The following is a 19,630-nucleotide window of genomic DNA, read 5'->3' as shown; positions in this document are numbered from 1 at the left end:
GGGAGCCTTCGTGTTTCAGCGCAAGAGATACGGCATGTTGACGGTGACGGCGCCGGTGGGGCAGCGGGCCGCGCAGGGGCCGCAGTACCAGCACTCGTCGACGTGCATGAAGGCCTTGCCGGTGTCGGGGTCGATGGCCAGCGCGTCCAGCGGGCAGACCTCGACGCACAGGGTGCAGCCGTCGATGCACAGCGATTCGTCGATCGTGACCGGCACGTCGGCGCGGTTGTTGACGAGCGTCATGGCTTACTCCTCACCAGGCTGCCGCGCATGGTGATTCGATCACCACGCATCCGGATGTATTCCAGGTCAACGGGTCTGCCGTCATCGAGACAGGTGAGCCGCTCCAGCATGAGCAGCGCCGCGCCGTCGGGCACCTGCAGGATGGCCGCCGAGTGGGCGTCGGCCGGGATGGCCTCCAGCGCCAGCGAGGCCGAGCCCAGCGGCCGCCCGCTCAACTCCTCGATGAGCGCGAAGATGTCCTTGGTCTCCAGCGGATGGTCCAGGATCTCGGTTCCGATGTCGGCGACCAGGTAGGTCAGGTCGAGGCTGAGCGGCAGGTCGCCGAGGTAACGCAGCCGCTCGATAAACACCGCCTGTTCGCCGGGCTTGAGCCGCAACCGCCTGGCGACCGAGGGGGGCGCGGTCACCGGCATGGCGGCGCGGACCTCGTTGCGCACCTCGCCGAGGTCATTGAACGTTTCCTTCAACCCCAGCAGCGCGTCGAGCCCGTGGGAGTACTTGCGCTGGGCGACATGGGTGCCCACCCTGGGCCCGCGGTCGATCAGCCCCTCGTGTTTCAGGACGCCGAGGGCCTCGCGAACGGTGTTGCGCGACACCGAGAATTCGATCGCCAAGTCGTGTTCGGCCGGCAGCCCGTCCGGATAGGCCTCGGCGTGGATCTGCTGGCGCAACACGTCGGCGACCCGGCGGGCCCGGTCGGCCCGCGGTCCGCTGGTGATGGGGTGCGCCACGCCGTCACGCTAACGCGGCTGACGGGCCCCTTCCGGGCGGCCGAGCGCGGCCCGTCGGGTCAGGTCAGGGTATTGTGCCGGGCGCCGTTCGGCGGCGACCAGCGAAAACCTGCGCCCGTCGCGCTATTGCGCCACCCGCACCAGGGTGTCGTCTTTGCGATCCGGATGAGCAGAATCCGAAGGGTCGGCCGGAACCAGCGGGACCGCCGCCAACGGGAACAGCGCGCACAACGCCCAGGCCGCCGGGTAGTGGGCCGCCATGATCAACGCGCCGAACAGCGGCGGCCCGGCGGCGGCCGCCAGCCGCTGGGTGGTGTTCTGCAGGCCCAGCGCCCGCCCGCTCCAATACGGGCCGGCCAATTCGGTGATCGCGGTCGCCTCCAGCCCGTTGTCGAGCATCGCAAGCACCGACACGGCGACCATGAGCAACACGTCGTAGCCCGAACCGGTGCCGTCGGCGAAGGCGAGCAAGAACAGCGCCAGCGCGGCGGCGATCGCGATGGTGCGGACCGGACGCATGCGCAAGCCGACGCGATCGGACCAGCGGCCGACCGCGATTCGTCCCGCGGCCCCGAGCAGTTGGGTGAGGGTGACCAGACCGCCCGCGGCCGCCACCGACCAGCCGTGGCGATGCATCAGCCACACCAGCATGAAGGTGACGGTCACGGTCTGGGGCATCATCAGCAGGCCGGCCACCGCGTGGATGCGCCACAACACCAACGAGCCCCGGTACGGGCTGGCCAGGTCCGCCTCGGACACCGTCTTGCGGGGCCTGCGGGGCGGATCGACGATTCCGATCGCGCTTGCCACCGCGGCCAGCGTGCACATCAGTGCCAGGAACATCAGCCCCCGGTGCGGGCCACTCTCGGACAGCTCGGGAATGATCAACGCGCCCAACCCGATTCCCAACGGTTGCGCCGTCTGGCGGATGCCCATCGCCAGGCCGCGCTGCCGCGCGGGGAACCACGCGGACACCAGCCGCCCGCCGGCCGCGTTGCAACTGGCCGCCGCCATCCCGCCCATGAACAGAAACACGCCGACCATCAGCAGCGAATGGGCCGACGCCGCAGCGTAAGCCGCCGCCGCGGTGAGCGCGGAGCCCGCCGTGAGCACGATCCGCTCGCCGACCCGGTCCAGCACGTAGCCCCACAGCACCAGGGTGACCACCATGCCCCAGCTGGGCATCGACGCCAAAAGTCCGGCTTCGGTCAGCGGGATGCCGCGGCGGCCCTGCAGCGAAGGGATAAGGAACGCAACGCCATTGATGAAGAGGAAGGAGCTTGCCGTCACCCCCAACGAGATGGCCATGATCGACCACCGCGCCCCCGCGCCGAGTTCGAACGCGATGTCCGTTTCCTTCGACATCCACCCATGGTGGCACCGCAAAAGCGGCGTAACTTATTGAATCCTCAGGTATTTGCGAAGCGGAAACCGGATCGGATCATCGGCGTGACCTGCCGCGACCTGCGGAATACGTTGAGCACGTGGGGCTCTCGGGCCGGCGGTTGGTGCGCGCGGTTCACAGCCAAAACTTAGCCGGTACCTAGGATTGGTCTCAGCGATTTCTCAGCGGGGCTGCCGTAGACATGGACAACAACGACACCGGAAGATCGATACCTGTGAATGATGTTGCGAAACGCGCCTTGACCAAGGTGCCGGCCGTCACGCTCGGCTTTTGGGTGATCAAGATCCTGGCGACGACGCTGGGCGAGACGGGCGGCGACACCGTCACGATGACACTGAATTGGGGTTACCTGGCCGGCGTTGTGTTGTTCGGCGTCGCGCTGATCGCGCTGGTGGCCGCGCAGATCCTCGCCAAGCGGTTTCACGCGGCCCTGTACTGGGCGACGATCGTGGCCTCCACGACGTTCGGCACCACGCTGGCCGACTTCGCCGACCGGCAGCTGGGGATCGGCTACACGGGCGGATCGCTGCTGCTGTTGGCGTGCCTGGTGGCCACCCTGGGCCTGTGGCGCTGGTCGGAGGGAACGGTATCGGTGAACACCGTTTCGACACCCAAGGTGGAAGCGTTCTACTGGGCGACGATCACGTTCTCCCAGACGCTGGGCACCGCCCTCGGCGACTGGCTCGCCGATACCCGCGGATTCGGCTACGAGCGGGGCGCGCTGGTGTTCACCGCCGCCCTCGTCGCCGTCGTGGCGCTGTACTACTGGACGTCCGTGTCGCGGGTCACCCTGTTTTGGGTCGCGTTCATCCTGACCCGCCCGCTGGGGGCGACGGTGGGCGACTTCCTGGACAAGCCCCTCGCCGACGGCGGCCTGGCCCTGAGCCGCCCGCTGGCCTCGGCGGTCATCGCGGCGATCATCGTCGCGCTGCTCATCGTCCTGCCGCAGCGACCGGGACGCCACCCGGGCCAGCCGGAAGTCGCCCACGACGTAGCGTGACGGCATGCGAGTCCTGATCGTCGAGGACGAGCCGCGACTGTCGGCGACGCTGTCCATGGGCCTGAAGGCCGAGGGCTTCGTCGTGGTGACCGCCGGCACGGGCGTCGAGGGCCTGCGGCGCGCGACGGAGAGCAGCTTCGACGTCGTGGTCCTCGACATCATGCTGCCCGGCCACAGCGGATACGAGGTGCTGCGCCGAATGCGGGCGCGCGACGTGTGGACGCCGGTGCTGATGCTGACCGCCAAAGACGGCGAGTTCGACGAGACCGATGCGTTCGACCTCGGCGCGGATGACTATCTGACGAAACCGTTTTCGTTCCGGGTGCTGGTGGCGCGCCTGCGCGCGCTGGTCCGTCGCGGCGCCCCCGAGCGACCGGCGGTGCTGACGGTGGGAACGCTGATGCTCGATCCCGCCCGGCACACGGTCCAACGTGGCTCGACGCCGATCACGCTGACCCCCCGCGAGTACGGAGTGCTGGAGTTCCTGATGCGCAACAAGGACGTGGTGGTGACGAAGGCCGAGATCTTGCGCAACGTGTGGGACGCGCACCACCAGGGCCCGGACAACGTGGTCGAGGTGTATGTGGGATACGTGCGCCGCAAGATCGACGTTCCGTTCGGCACCAACACGATTGAGACGGTGCGCGGCGTCGGTTACCGGTTGGTGGGCTGAGGGAATTCCACGACCATCCTGGTGCCGCCGCCGGGCCGGTCGTCGATGGTGATCGTGCCGCCGTGCGCGGCGACGATCTCGGCGACGATCGCCAGGCCAAGGCCGGCCCCGCCGCCGCTGCGGGACCGGTCGGAATCCAGGCGCACGAAACGTTCGAACACCCGGGTCCGTTCTGCCGGGGGGATCCCGGGGCCGTCGTCGCTGACGATCAGCGCGACTCCCCCGTCGCGGCTGCCGACCTCGATGCCGATGCACGAGTTCGCATGGCGGACAGCGTTGTCCACGAGGTTGCGGATCATCCGGGACATGGCCGCCGGGTCACCGGTCAGGCGCGCCGGACCGATGTCGGTGTGGACCTCGCGTGCCGCTTCGCGCCGCGCGCGGGCGGCTTCCACCTCGGCGAGGCCATCGAGGGCCATTTCCTCCTTGCGCCGCATCAGGTTTCGCTCATCCGCCCGTGCCAGCAGGAACAGGTCCTCGATGAGCGTGCGCATGCGGTGCGCCTCGGGAAGCAGGGTGTCGGTCGCCAGCTCCGCGTTGAGCAGCTCGGGGTGGGCCTCGCCGACCTCCAGCCCGGAGATGATGGTGGCGAGCGGGCTGCGCAGTTCGTGCGAGGCGTCGCCGAGGAACCGTTGCTGCGCGCGGTGGCCGGCTTCCAGGCGCGACAGCATCTGGTTCATGGTGAGCGCCAGGGCCGCGATCTCGTCGCGGCTGCTGGGCACGGGCACCCGCTCGGCGAGATCGGAGGTGGAGATCTCCGCGACCCGGCTGCGGATCGCGTCCACCGACTTCAGCGAGCGACGGACCAGCCAGTAGCTCGCGCCCGCCGCCACCCCGACGACGATCGGCGCGCCGGCGGCCAACAGCAGCGCGACGGCCCGCGCCGTCTCCTCGACCGCCTCGCTGCCCCCTCCGACGATCACCGTGTAATCGCCGTGCGGCGTCGCGACGCGCTGGCCGCTGACCCGCATGTCGTCACCCGCCACCGCGTCGTCGGGCAGGCCGCGGCGCAGCCGAAAGTCGAACGCGCTCAAGGAAACCAGCGGTGCTTTCGGCGCCGAGCCGGACCGCACCACCACCTTGCCGTCGGGGGCGATCACCTGGATCGCGACGATGCGCTCGCCGGTGGTCAGCAGCGAGCTGTCGATGTCGTCGACCGAATCGGACCGCAGCGCCTCCGCGAGGCTGCGAACCCGGCCCGCGGCGGCGGCGTCGACGCCCCCCAACAACGTCCGGTACAGCAGCGCGTCCAGCCCCGCGCCGGCAAGGGTCAGCGCCAACAGCACGACGACCGCGGACACCGCGGCCGAGCGAGCGGCGATGCCCAAGCTTCGCCGAAAGGGCCAGACGGCAGACCACCGCACACCCCGATTCTTCCAAGCCCCCGGACCGGCCGAAAACACCGCAGCTCAACGGGCTTCTCAGCGGGTTCTCAGCGGCACGCTCCTAGGCTGGCGCTGCGATGAACGTCGAGGATTTGCGCCGGATGCTCGCCATCTGGCGCCCGCGCACATTGACCGGCGTGTCTCCGGCAACTTTCTCTACGCGCGTCATCGAGACGGCGCCGACAACTGCCAGGCGCTGTTGATCAGCAGCCTTCATCCTAAGGAGCGGCCATCATGCCTAACGTGCCGAACGTGATCACCAAACTGCTGATCGGCGTCGCCATCGCGGTGGGTGCCGGCGTCGTCGGATCGGCGGCGGCGGGGGCCGACCCGGGCGCGTTCAGCACCCTCAGCTGCAGCTGCCAACAGGCGGCTCCAGCCGGCAGCCCCGCCCGAAAGGAAGCGATCGCCCGGGGAATCCGGCAGGGCATGTCGGACTGGCCGGCCGTGGCCGGGTAGCCCCTCAGGCGCGTTCGGTGACCGGGTGCGCGGCGTCGCCGTTGAGCGCCGAAGCGTCGGCCGGCAGCTCGAAGGCCGGGTACGCCGAACCCACCGCGGCCGTCGCCGCATTGCGTTGGGCCTCCATGCGTGCCAGCGCCGCGTCGGTGAACACCGACAGCCCGAGGTCGGGGTTGTAGCCGTGGATTTCCTTGACGTCCAGCTGCGCGAGGAAGTAGATGATCTCCTTGGAGACCACCTGGCCAGGGACCAGCACCGGGAAGCCCGGCGGGTAGGGCACCACAAACGTGGTGGACACCAGGGTCCTGCCCTCGGCCAGCCGCCGCCCGGCCATGCCGATCAGGACGTGTTCGCGGTCCGACTCCTCGTATCCGGCGTAGAACGCCGAGCGCATGTCGCCGAAGTTGCACGCGTCCACGGGGCGGAAGGCGACGTCGAATTCGCTGAAATCGGGCAGGTGCGGCAAGTCCTCGGTGATCTCCTCCACCCGGCGCTGCTGCAGGGCGCGGTCCTCCTTGCCGCCGACGCTCTCACTGCGCTCGAAGTCGGTCGCGATCCGCCGTAGCACGTCGAGCAGGTAATGCACGCTCGACCAGGTGACCCCGATGGTGAAGATCAGCAGCACGCTGTTGATGGAGGTCTTGTTGATCTGGATGCCGAAGCGTTCCATCAGGATCTTCTCGCGGAAGTCGTAGCCGTTCATGCCGGTCTTGCCGATGAACAGGGTGACCCGCGTCGCGTCGAGCACGAACTGGTCGGAGCGCCACGCCTCGTTCCACTCGGCCAGCGCGCCCTGCCTGACCTGACGGTACGAACTGACCGACGACGCCCGGAACTCGTCGGGCACCAGGTCGGACTCGTCGAGGATGCGGAACCACTTGCCGATCAGCCGGTCCTTGCGGACCCGGTGCCGGAACACCAGCGCCATGTTGTAGACGTTGCGGACCAGCTCGAAGCCCTCGATGTCGACCTGCCGGCGCGCCAGGTCCAGCGACGCCAGCAGCTGCTGGTTCGGCGATGTCGAGGTGTGGGTCAAGAACGCCTCGACGAACGAGTCGCGGGTCAGCGCCTTGAAGTCCTGGTCGCGGACGTGCACCATCGACGCCTGCCGGAACGCCGATAGGGACTTGTGCGTGGAGTGCGTGGCGTACACGCGCACCCGCGCGCGGGCGGGGTCGGGAAGCAGCCGGCGCTCCACCCACTCGGAGCGATCCACCCCCTCCATCTCGGCGGCCCAATCACGGTACTGGGCAGCGTATTGCGGTGACGCCAGCATCTGTTCGAGGCGTTCCGCCGACACCATCGCGGTCCGCTGCCGCGCCCACGGCACCGCGGTGGCGAACGCGTACCAAGCCTCGTCCCACAAGAAGCAGATGTCCGGCTTGATCGCCAGCACCTCCTCCATCACGCGGCGCGGGTTGTACACGACGCCGTCGAACGTGCAGTTGGTGAGCAGAAGCATCCGCACCCGGTGCAGCTGACCGGCGGCCTCGAGGTCGAGCAACGCCTTCTTGATCGTGTGCAGCGACACGGCCCCATAGATCGCGTACTCGGGCAGCGGATAGGCGTCCAAATACAGCGGGTAGGCCCCGGCGAGCACCAGGCCGTAGTGGTGCGACTTGTGGCAGTTCCGGTCGATCAGCACGATGTCGCCCGGACGCGTCAGGGCCTGCACCACGATCTTGTTGGCGGTCGAGGTGCCATTGGTGACGAAGTAGGTGTGATTGGCGTTCCACGTCACGGCCGCCTTGTCCATCGCCGCCTTGATGTTGCCGTGCGGGTCCAGCAGCGAGTCCAATCCCCCGGACGTGGTGGACGTCTCGGCCATGAAGATGTTGCGGCCGTAGAACTCCCCCATGTCCTGCAGGGTCTTGGAGTTGAAGATGCTGGCGCCGCGCGCGACGGGCAGCGCGTGGAATTGGCCGACCGGGGCCGCCGCGTAGGCGCACAGGGCGTCGAAAAACGGGGTGCCGAAACGGTTTCGCAGGCCCGCGAGGACGGTGCTGTTCAGGTCGGTGACGTCGTTGAGCCGGTAGAACGTGCGGTCGTAGACGTCGGGTTCGTCCTCGGTCTCCGCGGCGATCGACTCGTCGGTCAGCAGGTAGAGGTCGATGTGTGGCCGCAGCTCCCTGATCCATTCGGCGCATTCGACCCAGTCCTGGGTGTCTCTGGCCACCACATCGTCGCCGGCCGGACCGAGCAGCGTGTTCATCAACGGCACCCGGTCGCGGGACCGCAGCGGCAGGTCGTGGCGGATGATCGCGGCCTGAATCTCCCCGTTCAGCGCGACCGCGGTGATGGCGTCCTCGATGCTGCCCACCACGAGCAGCTCGTACTGCACCTCGTCGGAGGGTCTGCGCAGCGCCCGCAGGCACTCGGCCAGGCTGTCCGGCGCCGTCGCCGGGGCGTCGTCGGCGAGCAGCACCGTGTAGAACTGCTGCTGCTTGGCCTGGGCGACCAGCTCCTGCTCGGCCAGGGGCGCGGAGGTGTCGAAAAGCCCTGCGCGGTCGCCGTATTCACCCAGCAGCCGCACCGCCAGCGACACCTCCTCGGCGAGCCGCACCGTCGACAGCGAGTCGAGGTGGGCGCGGAACGTCGCCAGGTTCGCCGCACCGGGGTACAGCCAGTACCGCTCGTAGGCCGCCAGCCGGTTCATCAGCCGCTCCACCCGGCACACGTCGTGCGTCTTGTCCATTCCGGCGAGGTCCACTTCGGCCAGGTGACGGCACGCGTCGTCGAGCAGGTTCCAGGTGTCCAGGCGCGTGTGCGACGGGTTGGCCACGGCGGCCAGCGCGGACACACGAAGCCGGCGCGGGCGGGCGCTGTCTGGATCCATCTGGCTTATTGTGCCCGCTCGTCCTTGCCGTCGTCACCGTTCAGGGGCCGCCGATTGGGCCGGGTGCCGTCCATCCACCGCAGCACCGGAAGCTCCCGGCTGCGCGCCGGCAGCTCGGTGACGTCGCTGAGTGACCGCACCACGGCCTGCGTCAGGCCCATGATGGCCGCCATCACCGGCAGCAGCGGCTGCAGCGGCCGGGCCGCCGAGCGGACCGTGCTGATCCGGCGGGCCACGACCAGGCGCTCGATCGAGTGGTACAGCCAGGCGCCCACCCCCAGCGCGTAGATCGCCAGCGCCGAAGCGACGACGGTCCACCCGTACGCGGCGCACACGACGGCACCCAGCACCACCGTCGCGGCCAGGAAGGCGGCGACGGCGGCGCGCAGCTCCAGCCGCGTCACGGTTCTTTCCGGACCGCCCGGGCCGCCGCCCGAATCTGCGGTGTCACCAGCATGACCTGGCCCAGCACCCCGTTGACGAAGCCCGGCGAGTCGTCGGTGGACAGCTCCTTGGCCAGCTGCACGGCCTCGTCCACGGCGACCGCCTCCGGCACGTCGTCGGCGTAGAGCAGCTCCCACACCGCGACCCGCAGGATCGCCCGGTCCACCGCCGGCAGCCGGTCCAGCGTCCAGCCCTGCAGGTGCGAACTGATCAGGTCGTCGATGTGGGCGGCGTGTTCGCTGACCCCGCGGGCCGCCGCAGCCGTGTACGGGTAGAGCGGCGCCACGTCCGGGTTGGTGTCGGCCAGCGCGGTGCGCACCTCGACGACCTCCGCCGGGCTCAACCCCCGGGCCTCGGCCTCGAACAGCAGGTCGACGGCGCGCTTGCGCGCCTGATGACGTCCCTTGGGAGGCCGGCTCACGCGTTGACGCGGCCCAGGTAGCTGCCGTCGCGCGTGTCCACCTTCAGCTTGTCCCCGGTGTTGATGAACAACGGCACCTGGATCTCCGCGCCGGTCTGGACGGTGGCGGGCTTGGTGCCCGCGCTGGACCGGTCGCCCTGCAGGCCGGGCTCGGTGTGAGTGACCTCTAGCTCGACGGACACCGGCAGCTCGATGTACAGCGGCGCCCCGTTGTGGAAGGCCACCTGCACCGGCAGGCTCTCCAGCAGAAACCGCGAGGCGTCGCCGACCAGGGACTCCGGCAGGTGGTGCTGCTCGTAGTCCTGACTGTCCATGAACACGAAGTCCGAGCCGTCGCGGTACAGGTAGGTGGTGTCGCGGCGGTCGACCGTGGCCGTCTCCACCTTGACGCCCGCGTTGTACGTCTTGTCGACCACCTTCCCGGAGACGACGTTCTTCAGCTTGGTGCGCACGAAGGCCGGCCCCTTGCCGGGTTTGACGTGCTGGAACTCGACGATCTGCCATAGCTGGCCGTCGATCACCAGCACCAGTCCGTTCTTGAAGTCGGCAGTACTTGGCACGGTCGGTGTATCTCCTACGGGATGGCCGGTTCCATGGGAACCGGGGTTGCCTGCCCACACATGGGCACCCCGTAGAGGTTACCCGTGCCACCGGCGCCGGCGGTCCGGCGTCCACTCGTCCCTTAGAGGGACACAAGAATATTCAGCGCAATTTCTATCGTCGGAAGAACGAAGACGAAAAAGAACGCGGTCGAAAAGGCGATTGCCTCGCGGATCAGCGGAACCAAGAAGCCGGCCAGCGAATTGAGTAACTGGCTGAACGAAGCGAGAGCGTTGTCGAGGAAACTCTGAATCTCGCCCCCGATCGCGGCCAGGGGCTGCAGCAGCGCCGCGGCGTTGCCGGCCTCGGCGGCCGCATACGAGCCCGCACCGGCACTGAGGTGCTGAACAAACTGTTCCTGAAACGCCGCAGCCTGCCCGGCCTGCGCCTGGTAGTGCTGAGCGTGCCGAGAGAAGAAGTTCGCGATGGTTACCGACACCTCGTCGGCGGCCGCCGGCAGCACCGCGAGCGTCGGGGCAGCTGCCGCGACATGGGCCGCGCTGAGGTTCGAGCCGATGCCTGCCAAATCCGTTGCCGCGGATGCGATTACCTCCGGCCGCGCGGTCACAAATGACATGTCGGCTCTCGCATCCGGTTAGACTATCCCGCGGGTGCGCGCACAGAAACTTAACAAGGAACCAACTTTGGGCATCGTGTCCATCTTTTGGCCTCTTCCGCCCGATATTGGCGCTCAATCAACGCGGTCGGCGACAAGCAGAACACCGCGTTGTATTCGAGGAGCGCCCGGACGCGGCGGGGAGCCCGAGGCCCGCGGACCTACAAAAATATAGGGAAATCCCTAATTGAACGCCGGTGCGCGCGATCGCTAGCGTCAACCGTTGTAGGCCAGGCGACTGCGCGGTGCGTGAAGAAGCCCGCCAACGGGTTTGGCACACCGGTGAGGTAGGTGGGTGGCATGTCGTTTGTCATTGCGGCGCCGGAGTTCATGTCATCGGCGGCCTCGGATCTGGCGAATATCGGCTCGGCGCTCGGCGCAGCGCACGCCGCGGCCGCGGCCCCGACGTCGAATTTGTTGGCGGCCGCGGGCGACGAGGTGTCGGCGGCCGTCGCGTCGCTGTTCGGGGCGCATGGGCAGGCCTACCAGGCGCTCAGCGCCGAGGCGGCCGCCTTCCACCAGCAGTTCGTCCAGCTGATGAGCGCCGGTGCGGCACAGTACGCCGGCGCCGAGGCCGCCAACGCCAACCCGCTGCAGACCCTCGAGCAGGACGTGCTCGGGGTGATCAATGCGCCCACCGAGGCCTTGTTGGGTCGTCCGCTGATCGGCAACGGCGCGAACGGGACGACCACCGCTCAGGGCACTGCCACCAATGGCCGCCCCGGCGGCCTCCTGTGGGGCAACGGCGGCAACGCCAATGTCGGGGCCGGCGGCAACGGCGGGCCGGCCGGGCTGCTCGGCAATGGCGGCAATGGCGGAGGCGGTGTGACCACGGGTGGGCACGGCGGGGCCGGGGGCCTGTTCCGGCAACGGCGGCCAGGGCGGCAACGGCGGGTTCTTCTACGGCAACGGTGGTGCCGGCGGCGCCGGCGGCAGCGGCAACATCAACGGCGCCGGCGGCAACGGCGGCGAAGCCGGCTTGTTGGGCAGCGGCGGCGACGGCGGCGCCGGCGCCACCGGCGGTGACGGCGGCAACGGCGGGAACGGCGGCAACGCCCAGCTGATCGGTAACGGCGGCAATGGCGGTAACGGCGGGCTCGGCATCGTTCACGGTAAAGGTGGGGCCGGCGGGACCCGCGGAATAATTTTGGGTACCCCCGGGAGCATCGGCACCAGCTGACCCTCGAACCACGCCGGTGCCCCGATCACTAGCGTCACCGCTATCGGCCATACAGCACCGCGGAGTGTTGTTCGGCGCCCACGGCACCACGGGTATCAGCTAACTCAAGACCGCCAATTCCTTGGGAAACCGGGTCAGCAGTTCGGGTGCCTTATCGCCCACCACCAGGGTGTCCTCGATCCGGACGCCGCCGCGGCCGGGCAGGTAGACGCCGGGCTCCACGGTAACCACCGACCCCGCCAGCAGCGTGCCGGTGGACGTGGCGCCGATCCCCGGCGCCTCGTGGATCTGCAAGCCGACGCCGTGCCCCAAGCCGTGGCCGAACAGCTCGCCGTACCCGGCGTCGGCGATCAGCCGGCGCGCGGCGCCGTCCACCTCGCGCAGGTCGGCGCCCGGCTTCAGCGCCTCCCGGCCGGCCCGCTGCGCGTCGGCGACCAGCTGGTAGATCTCCAGCTGCCAGTCGGCGGCTTTGCCGAGGACGAAGGTGCGGGTCATGTCGGAGTGGTAGCCGGCGACCAGCGCGCCGAAGTCGATCTTGACGAAGTCGCCGTCGGCCAGCACCGCGTCGGTCGGGCGGTGGTGCGGGATGGCCGAATTCGGGCCGGCGGCCACGATGGTCTCGAACGAGATCGCGTCGGCGCCGTGGTCGAGCATCAGCGACTCCAGCTCGCGGCCCACCTCGCGTTCGGTCCGCCCGGGGCGCAGGCCGCCGCGCGCCACCAGCTCGGCCAGCGCGGCGTCGGCGGCCTCGCAGGCCAGGCGGAGCAGCGCGACCTCGCCGGCGTCCTTGACCTCGCGCAGCGCCTCGACGGTCCCGGCGGCCCGCACCAGCTCGGTGGCCGCCTTGTGCTCCTCGATCTCGCCGGTCAGCGCATCGAAACCGTCGACGGTGACGACGTTGCTCTCGAAGCCCAGCTTGCCGACGCCGGCGTCGGCGGCCCGGCCCGCCAGATAGCGCCCGACGGCCCGCTCGATGGCGACCTCGAGGTCGGGTGCCTGCGCCGCCGCCTGCGAGCGGTACCGGCCGTCGGTGGCCAGCACGGGGCCCCGATCGTCGGCGAAAACCAGCAACGCGCCGTTCGAACCGGTGAAACCCGACAGGTAGCGCACGTTGATCAGGTCCGTGACCAGCATCGCGTCCAGCCCGCTGGCTCCGATTTGCGCTTTCAGATTGTTTCGACGCTGGGAATGTGTCACGACCCTTGACGGTACTCGCTACGCTTTTCCTTCATGAGGAACTGGATGCTGCGCGGATTGGTGTTCGCCGCGGCCATGGTGGTACTTCGATTGCTCCAAGGCGCGCTCATCAACGCGTGGCAGACACAGGCCGGTCTGATCAGCGTCGTGCTGCTGATCTTGTTCGTGATCGGCGTGGCGATCTGGGGGGTGCTCGACGGCCGGGCCGACGCCAAGGCCCAGCCGGATCCGGATCGCCGCCAGGACCTGGCGATGACCTGGCTGCTGGCCGGCCTGTTCGCGGGCATCGTCAGCGGCGCGGTCGCCTGGCTCATCGCGCTGTTCTACCAGGGCCTCTACACCGGGGGCCTGATCAACGAGGTGACGACGTTCGCGGCGTTCACCGCGCTGCTCGTCTTCGTGCCCGGGATCATCGGCGTGGCCGTGGGTCGCTGGCGGATCGACCGCAACCCGCCGCCCCGCCCGGAGGGCGCGGACGAGGAGCGGGCCGACACCGACGTCTTCTCGGCCGTTCGCGGCGACGAGGCTCCCACCGGCGAGATACCCGCGCAGACGGCCGCCGGGGCCCAGGCCGAGGAGCGCACCGGGTCGATCGCGACCGCCGAGCGCGAGGCGCCCACCGAAACGATCCCGGCGGCGGGCGACGACGACGCCAAGACCGAGGTGATCCGCACCGACGACGCCAGGCACGCCAAGCCGGGCGAGGAGCCGGAGAAGGGTTAACCGCCGGCCAGGTAGCGCAGGGCGAGCAGGTAGCCCTGGATGCCGAGCCCGACGATCACGCCGGTCGCGACCGGGCTGAGGTAGGAGTGGCGCCGAAACTCCTCGCGGGCATGCACGTTGGAGATGTGCACCTCGATCAGGGGCGCGCTCAGCTCGGCACACGCGTCGCGCAGCGCCACCGACGTGTGGGTGAGGCCGCCGGCGTTGAGGATCACCGGCTCGCCGGCATCGGCGGCCAGATGAATCCAGTCCAGTAACTGGGCTTCGTTATCGCTTTGCCGCACAACGGCTTTGAGCCCGAGGGTCTCGGCTTCGCGCTCGATCAGCGCGGCCAGCTGGTCGTGCGTCGTGTCCCCGTACACGTCGGGGTCGCGCCGGCCCAGCCGCCCCAGGTTCGGGCCGTTGATCACGTGCACCGTCTCACTCATGAGCCAGCCCCGCGTACGCCGCCGCCAGCAGCGACGGGTCCGGCCCCGTCAACCGGCCCGGCTTCCCGAGCCCATCGAGGACGACGAACCGCAGCACGCCGGCGCGGGTCTTCTTGTCGCCGGCCATGTATTCCAGCAACTGAGGCAGCGCGTCGGCGTCGTAGCTGACCGGCAGGCCCAGCGAGGTGAGGATGGTGCGATGGCGCCGCACGGTGTCGTCGTCGAGCCGGCCGGCGAGCCTGGCCAACTCCGCGGCGAACACCAGGCCGACCGACACCGCGGCCCCGTGCCGCCACCGGTAGTGCTCCCGGCGCTCGATGGCGTGCGCCAAAGTGTGGCCGTAGTTGAGAATTTCGCGCAGCTCGGACTCCCTCTCGTCAGCGGCCACCACCTCGGCTTTGACCGCGATGGCGCGCCGGATCAGTTCCGGCAGCACCTCACCCTGCGGGTCCAGGGCGGCCTGCGGGTCGGCCTCGATCAGGTCCAGGATCACCGGGTCGGCGATGAAGCCCGCCTTGACCACCTCCGCCATGCCGGCGACGAGTTCGTCGCGCGGCAACGTCTTCAGCGTCGCCAGGTCGACGACGACGGCGAGCGGCTGGTGGAACGCCCCGACCAGGTTCTTTCCCGCGTCGGTGTTGATGCCGGTCTTGCCGCCGACGGCCGCGTCGACCATGCCGAGCAACGTGGTGGGCACGTGGACGATGTCGACGCCGCGCAGCCAGGTTGCCGCCGCGAAACCGGCGACGTCGGTGGCCGCGCCGCCGCCGAGGCTGACCAGGGCGTCCTTGCGGCCGATTCCGATGCGCCCCAGCACTTCCCAGATGAACCCCACCACGGGCAGGTCCTTGCCGGCCTCGGCGTCCGGGATCTCGATGCGGTGCGCGTCAATCCCCTTGTCCGCCAACCTGGTTCGGATGACCTCGGCGGCCTCGGCCAGCACCGGCTGATGCAGGATCGCGACGCGGTGCCGGCCGGCCAGGATTCCTTCCAGCTCGCCCGTCAGCCCGGTGCCGATGACCACCGGGTAGGGCTCGTCGACGGCCACGTACACGGTGACCGGCCCGCTGCGCTCGGTCACCTGGCGGCCTCGCTCGGCGCCTGGAGCCGCGAGACGATGTGGCGGACCACCGCCCCGGGGTTGCGGCGGTTGGTGTCGACCCGGATGGTCGCGACGCGCCGATAGAGGGGGGCGCGCTCGGCCAGCAGGGCACGGTACTTCTCGGCGCGGTCGGGCCCGGCCAGCAAGGGCCGCACGGCCCCGCCGCCGGTGCGCCGCACCCCTTCCCGGGCGCCGATCTCCAGGTAGACGACGGTGTGCCCGGCGAGCGCGTCGCGCACCCCGGGGCTGGTGACGGCGCCGCCGCCGAGCGAGAGGACGCCGTCGTGGTCGGCGAGCGCCGCCCGCACCACCTCCTCCTCGATGCGCCGGAACTCCGGCTCCCCGTCGGTGGCGAAGATGTCGGCGATGGTGCGGCCGGTGCGCTGCTCGATCGCCACGTCGGTGTCGAGCAGGCCGACGCCGAGGGCCTTGGCCAGCCGCCGCCCGATGGTGGACTTGCCCGAGCCCGGCAGCCCCACGAGCACCGCCTTGGGCGCCATCACGCGGTCCCGCGCGCGGCCGGCGATTCCCGGTCGGCGACCGCCCGCTGGTAGGACTCGATGTTGCGGCGGGTCTCGGTCAGGGAGTCGCCGCCGAACTTCTCCAGCGCCGCGCGGGCCAACACCAGCGCCACCATGGTCTCGACGACGACCCCGGCGGCCGGCACCGCGCACACGTCCGAGCGCTGATGGATGGCGACGGCCTCGTCGCCGGTCGCCATGTCGACGGTGGCCAGCGCCCGCGGGACGGTGGAGATGGGCTTCATCGCGGCCCGCACCCGCAGCGGCTGCCCATTGGTCATGCCGCCTTCCAGCCCGCCCGCCCGGTTGGTGGAACGCACGACGCCGTCGGGCCCCGGGTACATCTCGTCGTGCGCGCGGCTGCCGCGGCGGCGCGCGGTCTCGAAACCGTCGCCGATCTCGACGCCCTTGATCGCCTGGATGCCCATGACGGCGGCGGCCAGCTGGCTGTCGAGGCGGTTGTCGCCGCTGGTGAACGAGCCCAGCCCCACCGGCAGGCCCAGCACCACCACCTCGACCACGCCGCCGAGGGTGTCGCCGTCCTTCTTGGCCGCCTCGATCTCGGCGATCATGGCCGCTTCGGCGGCCTTGTCGAACGCGCGAACCGGGCTGTCGTCGATGGCGGGCAGGTCCGCAGGTGCAGGCGGCGGGCCGGCGTAGGGCGCCGACGGGCCGATCGAGACGACGTGCGAGAGCACCTCGACGCCCAGCGCCTGGCGCAGGAACGAGCGCGCGATGGTCCCGGCCGCGACGCGGGCGGCCGTCTCCCGGGCGCTGGCCCGCTCCAGCACCGGCCGGGCGTCGTCGAAGCCGTACTTGAGCATCCCCGCGTAGTCGGCGTGGCCGGGCCGCGGCCGGGTCAGCGGTTCGTTGCGGGCGCTGTTTTCCAGTTCGGCCGGGTCGACGGGGTCGGTGGCCATCACGGTTTCCCACTTCGGCCACTCGGTGTTGCCGATCTCGACGGCGATGGGGCCGCCCAGCGTGACGCCGTGGCGTATCCCGGACAGGATGGTCACCGCGTCGCGCTCGAACTTCATCCGCGCGCCGCGGCCGTAGCCGAGGCGGCGCCGGGCCAGCTGGTCGGCGATTTCGGTGGAGGTGACCTCCACGCCGGCGACCATGCCGTCGACCACGGCCACCAGCGCCCGGCCATGGGATTCTCCGGCGGTGATCCAGCGCAACACCCGGCTATTCTCCCACGGGGGCATGCGCGGACTTAAATCCGAGCATTGCTTCGAATTCGACGTTGGCACGTCAGCCGAGGAGATGCTCCGTGAACACCTCAATGGCCAACTGAGCATCAGCAGCCGCCGTGGTCGCGTCCAGATCAGGGTGGTCCATCGTGATCTGCGCGACGTAACCCTCGGTGCCCTGGGAACCCTCATCCTCGAAGTTGGACTGCAGATCCAGCACCCACGTGCGGATCGCGCCGATCGCATCGGGGAACACCGCGAGAACCCGTGCCGCGGCCGCGGCGGGGTCGCCGTAGTCGTTGTGCAGCAGCACAAACGCGATGTCGTACCAGTCCTTCGATTTGCGTCGCCCGTGCGCTGCGGCCATCTTGGCGACTAGAAAGCCTGCCAACCCGGCGACCTTGATCTCAGCGTTGAGCAAGGTTCCGTGATCCTTGGCGCTGATCTTGTGAATCACGGTGTCCCGGGCGGCGTAACCCGTGCCGCGCAGGTTCACTGCCCCCAATTGGTCGCATTCGACGAACTCGACGGTCGCCTCGTTTGGCTGATCATCGAGGTCGGCGAGCAGCTCGAACTTGATGACAGTAGGTGAGTCGACGAGTCTCCACCGCCAGACGTGCTCGCCGCCCGGCTCGAATTCGGCATTCCGCAGTGCCCTTTCAAGGCGACCAGCTTCGACGGCGCCCGCGGCGATCTCCAGGTCGACTTGGACGTCGACGTCCGTCGTTCCTGCGTGTCGCCGACCCGAACGAGCGCACAGCAAGCCGGGCACGAGACCGCCGAGCAAGACGAACTCAGGGGTTCCGGCGTAATGATGTACCACGCGCACGAGGGCACGTTCGGCTGCTCGTCGCCCCGCTTCTGACCGCTCAGGTTCCTCATCAGTCATCGAACATTTGCTCCTCACGTAGGTGCTGCGCGGCGTCTTCGCCGCGCACCCCGGTCGTACGCAGGTCCGCGTAAACCCGCGGCCACAACATCGACCGCAAACCGTGGACCTTGTCGACCATGGTGAGCTTGTCACCAGCCGGCGTTGGGAATGGGCGCAACAGCAGCCGGCCGCCGTCGATCGGTTTCAGTCCCGCCGCGAAGGCCACTCGACCAAGATCACTCGGCGTCCGCCCCGCCACGTAGATCTCAAGGGGACTGACCTCGGTCTGCAACGGAGCCAGCACCCGGGCCGACAACGCGCCGGTCGCTGCCCACGCGATGCCGTTGCGTGCCATCGCCATACCGAACTCGACTGCATCCGCGACCGGGTGACGCCACAGAATCCCCACTCGCAGTGACAGCGGTGATCGCAACCGCTCCGCCGCGATCGCGTAGGCGTCCAGCAGCGCGCCGCGATCAACGACCCGACGGGCTGAACCCGGCCCCCGTGCCACCGCGCTTTCCAGGTGGCCGTCTTTTTCGAGGAACTTCAGCGCTGCGGCAGCCGAGCCCATCGAGATGCCCGTAGCCTTCACGACCGAGGAGACGGTCGGTTCGGCGGCGCCGGCCAACAACGCCTCGCACGCCGCGAGGGCCGCGGGTCGCCAGCCCGGCCTGGTATCGAGCGGCACTGGCGGGGTGCCCTTTGTCTCAATCACGATGGTGGTTCCTGTTGACGGATTGCGGTAATAGATGTCCGCAGCGCCCGACTCGTCGACCCAGCCAACACCGGCATCGTGCGCCGCCGCCCGGGCCCCCGGCGACATGGAAGGTGCAACCAAGATTTCGGGCTTGGGCTGGTCGTGCAATGCCGCGGCAACCTGATGAGGAAAACCCACGGGCAGCCATCGCACAAGAAACTCCGCGTCGTCGAACGACACAATCACGTCACGGTGGGGGCTTTCCGGGTGCCGTGTGCCGCGCAGCGCACAGCGCATCACCGCTTGTAATGCGCTCACGGCGCGTTCATCCCACGACATGCTCCCATCATACTTCACTCAGATGCCATACTTCAATGTAGCAGTGAAGTATTGAGATGAATTGAAGTATATGCGCGTACGGGCGCTCGACCGTGTGACCTTATGGCCCACAACCCGCCGGGGCGATTCGACCTCCAGCTACTAGCCGAATGCCGCCAACCCCGCCGCGGCCGCGGTGGCCAGGCACATCGACGGGCCGTGGGGAACCGTGCACGCGCCGCGCACCACGCCCACCAGCGCCGTCAGCAGCGGCGCCCCCAGCGCCGCGAGGAGCCACACCGGCGCGCCGAAGCAGCCGGCGAGCCCGCCCAGCCCGATCGCCAGCTTGACGTCACCGGCCCCCATCGCCGCCGGCGCTAGCAGGTGGACCAGCAGGTAGGTCGCGCTCAACGCGGCCGCCCCGGCCAGCGCGGGCGGCCCGTGGCCGGTCGCGGCGGCGCCCAGCAGGATGGCGGCCGCCCCCGGCAGCGTCAGCAGGTTGGGCAGCCGGCGTCGCCGGACGTCGTAGCAGCTCAGCGCGCCCATCCACAGCAACACCAGCCCGGCCGCCATGCCGCGGCACG

The 19,630-nt window shown here is 69.5% G+C and carries 22 protein-coding genes and 1 pseudogene; 5 read left to right on the top strand and 18 right to left on the bottom strand.

All coding sequences use genetic code 11. From position 1 onward, the window contains the following. Positions 1–15 precede the first annotated feature (15 nt). The 3 genes from MTAB308_RS06675 to MTAB308_RS06665 all read right to left on the bottom strand — a co-directional run bounded on the left by MTAB308_RS06675 (position 16) and on the right by MTAB308_RS06665 (position 2,339). Positions 16–243 carry a 4Fe-4S dicluster domain-containing protein gene (locus MTAB308_RS06675; protein WP_077098705.1) on the bottom strand — a complete coding sequence of 76 codons (228 nt, stop codon included), beginning with the start codon at positions 241–243 and terminating at the stop codon, positions 16–18. Then, a complete protein-coding gene (locus MTAB308_RS06670; RefSeq protein WP_077098704.1) occupies positions 240–974 on the bottom strand; it encodes a GntR family transcriptional regulator in 735 nt (244 codons plus the stop codon). The genes MTAB308_RS06675 and MTAB308_RS06670 overlap by 4 nt, the downstream gene beginning before the upstream one ends. 123 nt (positions 975–1,097) lie before the next feature. After that, the gene (locus MTAB308_RS06665) at positions 1,098–2,339 is read right to left on the bottom strand and encodes an MFS transporter (protein WP_077098703.1); all 1,242 of its coding nucleotides are present in this window, start codon (positions 2,337–2,339) and stop codon (positions 1,098–1,100) included. Positions 2,340–2,593: 254 nt separating this feature from the next. Between MTAB308_RS06665 and MTAB308_RS06660 the strand changes: the two genes are divergently transcribed. Together MTAB308_RS06660 and MTAB308_RS06655 are read left to right on the top strand one after the other, a co-directional pair. Beyond that, positions 2,594–3,379, top strand: a complete 786-nt coding sequence (locus MTAB308_RS06660; protein WP_077098958.1) for a COG4705 family protein — start codon at positions 2,594–2,596, stop codon at positions 3,377–3,379. A 4-nt stretch (positions 3,380–3,383) separates the two neighbouring features. Next, the gene (locus MTAB308_RS06655) at positions 3,384–4,052 is read left to right on the top strand and encodes a response regulator transcription factor (RefSeq protein WP_077098702.1); all 669 of its coding nucleotides are present in this window, start codon (positions 3,384–3,386) and stop codon (positions 4,050–4,052) included. On the opposite strand, the gene MTAB308_RS06650 is transcribed toward MTAB308_RS06655, so the two are convergent. Together MTAB308_RS06650 and MTAB308_RS28835 are read right to left on the bottom strand one after the other, a co-directional pair. Further along, a complete protein-coding gene (locus MTAB308_RS06650) occupies positions 4,034–5,455 on the bottom strand; it encodes a sensor histidine kinase (RefSeq protein ID WP_077098701.1) in 1,422 nt (473 codons plus the stop codon). The genes MTAB308_RS06655 and MTAB308_RS06650 overlap by 19 nt on opposite strands. 43 nt (positions 5,456–5,498) lie before the next feature. Continuing rightward, the gene (locus MTAB308_RS28835; protein WP_157900913.1) at positions 5,499–5,654 is read right to left on the bottom strand and encodes a hypothetical protein; all 156 of its coding nucleotides are present in this window, start codon (positions 5,652–5,654) and stop codon (positions 5,499–5,501) included. A gap of 17 nt (positions 5,655–5,671) precedes the next feature. Between MTAB308_RS28835 and MTAB308_RS06645 the strand changes: the two genes are divergently transcribed. Then, on the top strand, positions 5,672–5,896 hold the full coding sequence (locus MTAB308_RS06645; RefSeq protein ID WP_245831292.1) for a hypothetical protein: 225 nt from the start codon (positions 5,672–5,674) through the stop codon (positions 5,894–5,896). Positions 5,897–5,900: 4 nt separating this feature from the next. On the opposite strand, the gene MTAB308_RS06640 is transcribed toward MTAB308_RS06645, so the two are convergent. The 5 genes from MTAB308_RS06640 to MTAB308_RS30255 form a co-directional block, all read right to left on the bottom strand. Next, the gene (locus MTAB308_RS06640) at positions 5,901–8,732 is read right to left on the bottom strand and encodes an aminotransferase class I/II-fold pyridoxal phosphate-dependent enzyme (RefSeq protein WP_077098700.1); all 2,832 of its coding nucleotides are present in this window, start codon (positions 8,730–8,732) and stop codon (positions 5,901–5,903) included. Positions 8,733–8,737: 5 nt separating this feature from the next. Beyond that, complete coding sequence (locus MTAB308_RS06635) at positions 8,738–9,136, bottom strand: antitermination protein NusB (RefSeq protein ID WP_077098699.1); 399 nt, start codon at positions 9,134–9,136, stop codon at positions 8,738–8,740. Then, positions 9,133–9,597, bottom strand: a complete 465-nt coding sequence (nusB, locus tag MTAB308_RS06630; RefSeq protein ID WP_077098698.1) for a transcription antitermination factor NusB — start codon at positions 9,595–9,597, stop codon at positions 9,133–9,135. The genes MTAB308_RS06635 and nusB overlap by 4 nt, the downstream gene beginning before the upstream one ends. Further along, entirely contained in the window at positions 9,594–10,157 is a 564-nt protein-coding gene (gene efp, locus MTAB308_RS06625; protein ID WP_077098697.1) for an elongation factor P, read from the bottom strand. Before efp ends, nusB begins: the two co-directional genes overlap by 4 nt. 122 nt (positions 10,158–10,279) lie before the next feature. Next, complete coding sequence (locus MTAB308_RS30255; protein ID WP_077098696.1) at positions 10,280–10,774, bottom strand: PE family protein; 495 nt, start codon at positions 10,772–10,774, stop codon at positions 10,280–10,282. A gap of 339 nt (positions 10,775–11,113) precedes the next feature. Between MTAB308_RS30255 and MTAB308_RS30250 the strand changes: the two are divergent. Further along, a pseudogene (locus MTAB308_RS30250) lies at positions 11,114–11,966 on the top strand (PE family protein); the annotation flags it as partial. A 126-nt stretch (positions 11,967–12,092) separates the two neighbouring features. Here MTAB308_RS30250 and MTAB308_RS06605 read toward each other — a convergent pair. Next, a complete protein-coding gene (locus MTAB308_RS06605; protein WP_077098694.1) occupies positions 12,093–13,190 on the bottom strand; it encodes a M24 family metallopeptidase in 1,098 nt (365 codons plus the stop codon). 33 nt (positions 13,191–13,223) lie between these two features. Here MTAB308_RS06605 and MTAB308_RS06600 point away from each other — a divergent pair, with 33 nt between their 5' ends. Continuing rightward, the gene (locus tag MTAB308_RS06600; RefSeq protein WP_077098693.1) at positions 13,224–13,913 is read left to right on the top strand and encodes a B-4DMT family transporter; all 690 of its coding nucleotides are present in this window, start codon (positions 13,224–13,226) and stop codon (positions 13,911–13,913) included. Here MTAB308_RS06600 and aroQ read toward each other — a convergent pair. From aroQ to MTAB308_RS06565, 7 genes are all read right to left on the bottom strand, one after another. Further along, the gene (aroQ, locus tag MTAB308_RS06595; RefSeq protein WP_077098692.1) at positions 13,910–14,341 is read right to left on the bottom strand and encodes a type II 3-dehydroquinate dehydratase; all 432 of its coding nucleotides are present in this window, start codon (positions 14,339–14,341) and stop codon (positions 13,910–13,912) included. The two genes, MTAB308_RS06600 and aroQ, sit on opposite strands and share 4 nt — an antisense overlap. Beyond that, positions 14,334–15,422 (bottom strand): 3-dehydroquinate synthase, encoded by a 1,089-nt coding sequence (gene aroB, locus MTAB308_RS06590; RefSeq protein ID WP_077098691.1) that lies wholly within the window; start codon positions 15,420–15,422, stop codon positions 14,334–14,336. Before aroB ends, aroQ begins: the two co-directional genes overlap by 8 nt. Continuing rightward, the gene (locus MTAB308_RS06585; RefSeq protein ID WP_077098690.1) at positions 15,419–15,943 is read right to left on the bottom strand and encodes a shikimate kinase; all 525 of its coding nucleotides are present in this window, start codon (positions 15,941–15,943) and stop codon (positions 15,419–15,421) included. The genes aroB and MTAB308_RS06585 overlap by 4 nt, the downstream gene beginning before the upstream one ends. Continuing rightward, a complete protein-coding gene (gene aroC / locus MTAB308_RS06580; protein WP_077098956.1) occupies positions 15,943–17,148 on the bottom strand; it encodes a chorismate synthase in 1,206 nt (401 codons plus the stop codon). The genes MTAB308_RS06585 and aroC overlap by 1 nt, the downstream gene beginning before the upstream one ends. Before the next feature lie 70 nt (positions 17,149–17,218). Continuing rightward, entirely contained in the window at positions 17,219–18,046 is an 828-nt protein-coding gene (locus tag MTAB308_RS06575) for a nucleotidyl transferase AbiEii/AbiGii toxin family protein (RefSeq protein WP_108637210.1), read from the bottom strand. After that, on the bottom strand, positions 18,039–19,067 hold the full coding sequence (locus MTAB308_RS06570; protein WP_077098687.1) for a hypothetical protein: 1,029 nt from the start codon (positions 19,065–19,067) through the stop codon (positions 18,039–18,041). Before MTAB308_RS06570 ends, MTAB308_RS06575 begins: the two co-directional genes overlap by 8 nt. A gap of 141 nt (positions 19,068–19,208) precedes the next feature. Further along, the gene (locus tag MTAB308_RS06565) at positions 19,209–19,619 is read right to left on the bottom strand and encodes an A24 family peptidase (protein WP_077098686.1); all 411 of its coding nucleotides are present in this window, start codon (positions 19,617–19,619) and stop codon (positions 19,209–19,211) included. Positions 19,620–19,630 lie beyond the last annotated feature (11 nt).

The sequence above is a fragment of the Mycobacterium terramassiliense genome (assembly GCF_900157385.1).
In the GTDB taxonomy this organism is placed as follows: Bacteria; Actinomycetota; Actinomycetes; order Mycobacteriales; family Mycobacteriaceae; genus Mycobacterium; species Mycobacterium terramassiliense.
This window is presented reverse-complemented; position numbering and strand designations above follow the sequence as displayed.

Bases quoted from the DNA above. Each gene is read 5' to 3' on its own strand.
- MTAB308_RS06675 (WP_077098705.1), bottom strand. From the start codon at position 243: ATGACGCTCGTCAACAACCGCGCCGACGTGCCGGTCACGATCGACGAA.
- MTAB308_RS06665 (WP_077098703.1), bottom strand. From the start codon at position 2,339: ATGTCGAAGGAAACGGACATCGCGTTCGAACTCGGCGCGGGGGCGCGG.
- MTAB308_RS06655 (WP_077098702.1), top strand. From the start codon at position 3,384: ATGCGAGTCCTGATCGTCGAGGACGAGCCGCGACTGTCGGCGACGCTG.
- MTAB308_RS28835 (WP_157900913.1), bottom strand. From the start codon at position 5,654: ATGAAGGCTGCTGATCAACAGCGCCTGGCAGTTGTCGGCGCCGTCTCG.
- MTAB308_RS06645 (WP_245831292.1), top strand. From the start codon at position 5,672: ATGCCTAACGTGCCGAACGTGATCACCAAACTGCTGATCGGCGTCGCC.
- MTAB308_RS06640 (WP_077098700.1), bottom strand. From the start codon at position 8,732: ATGGATCCAGACAGCGCCCGCCCGCGCCGGCTTCGTGTGTCCGCGCTG.
- MTAB308_RS30255 (WP_077098696.1), bottom strand. From the start codon at position 10,774: ATGTCATTTGTGACCGCGCGGCCGGAGGTAATCGCATCCGCGGCAACG.
- MTAB308_RS06600 (WP_077098693.1), top strand. From the start codon at position 13,224: ATGAGGAACTGGATGCTGCGCGGATTGGTGTTCGCCGCGGCCATGGTG.
- aroQ (WP_077098692.1), bottom strand. From the start codon at position 14,341: ATGAGTGAGACGGTGCACGTGATCAACGGCCCGAACCTGGGGCGGCTG.
- MTAB308_RS06585 (WP_077098690.1), bottom strand. From the start codon at position 15,943: ATGGCGCCCAAGGCGGTGCTCGTGGGGCTGCCGGGCTCGGGCAAGTCC.
- MTAB308_RS06575 (WP_108637210.1), bottom strand. From the start codon at position 18,046: ATGACTGATGAGGAACCTGAGCGGTCAGAAGCGGGGCGACGAGCAGCC.
- MTAB308_RS06570 (WP_077098687.1), bottom strand. From the start codon at position 19,067: ATGTCGTGGGATGAACGCGCCGTGAGCGCATTACAAGCGGTGATGCGC.
- MTAB308_RS06565 (WP_077098686.1), bottom strand. From the start codon at position 19,619: ATGGCGGCCGGGCTGGTGTTGCTGTGGATGGGCGCGCTGAGCTGCTAC.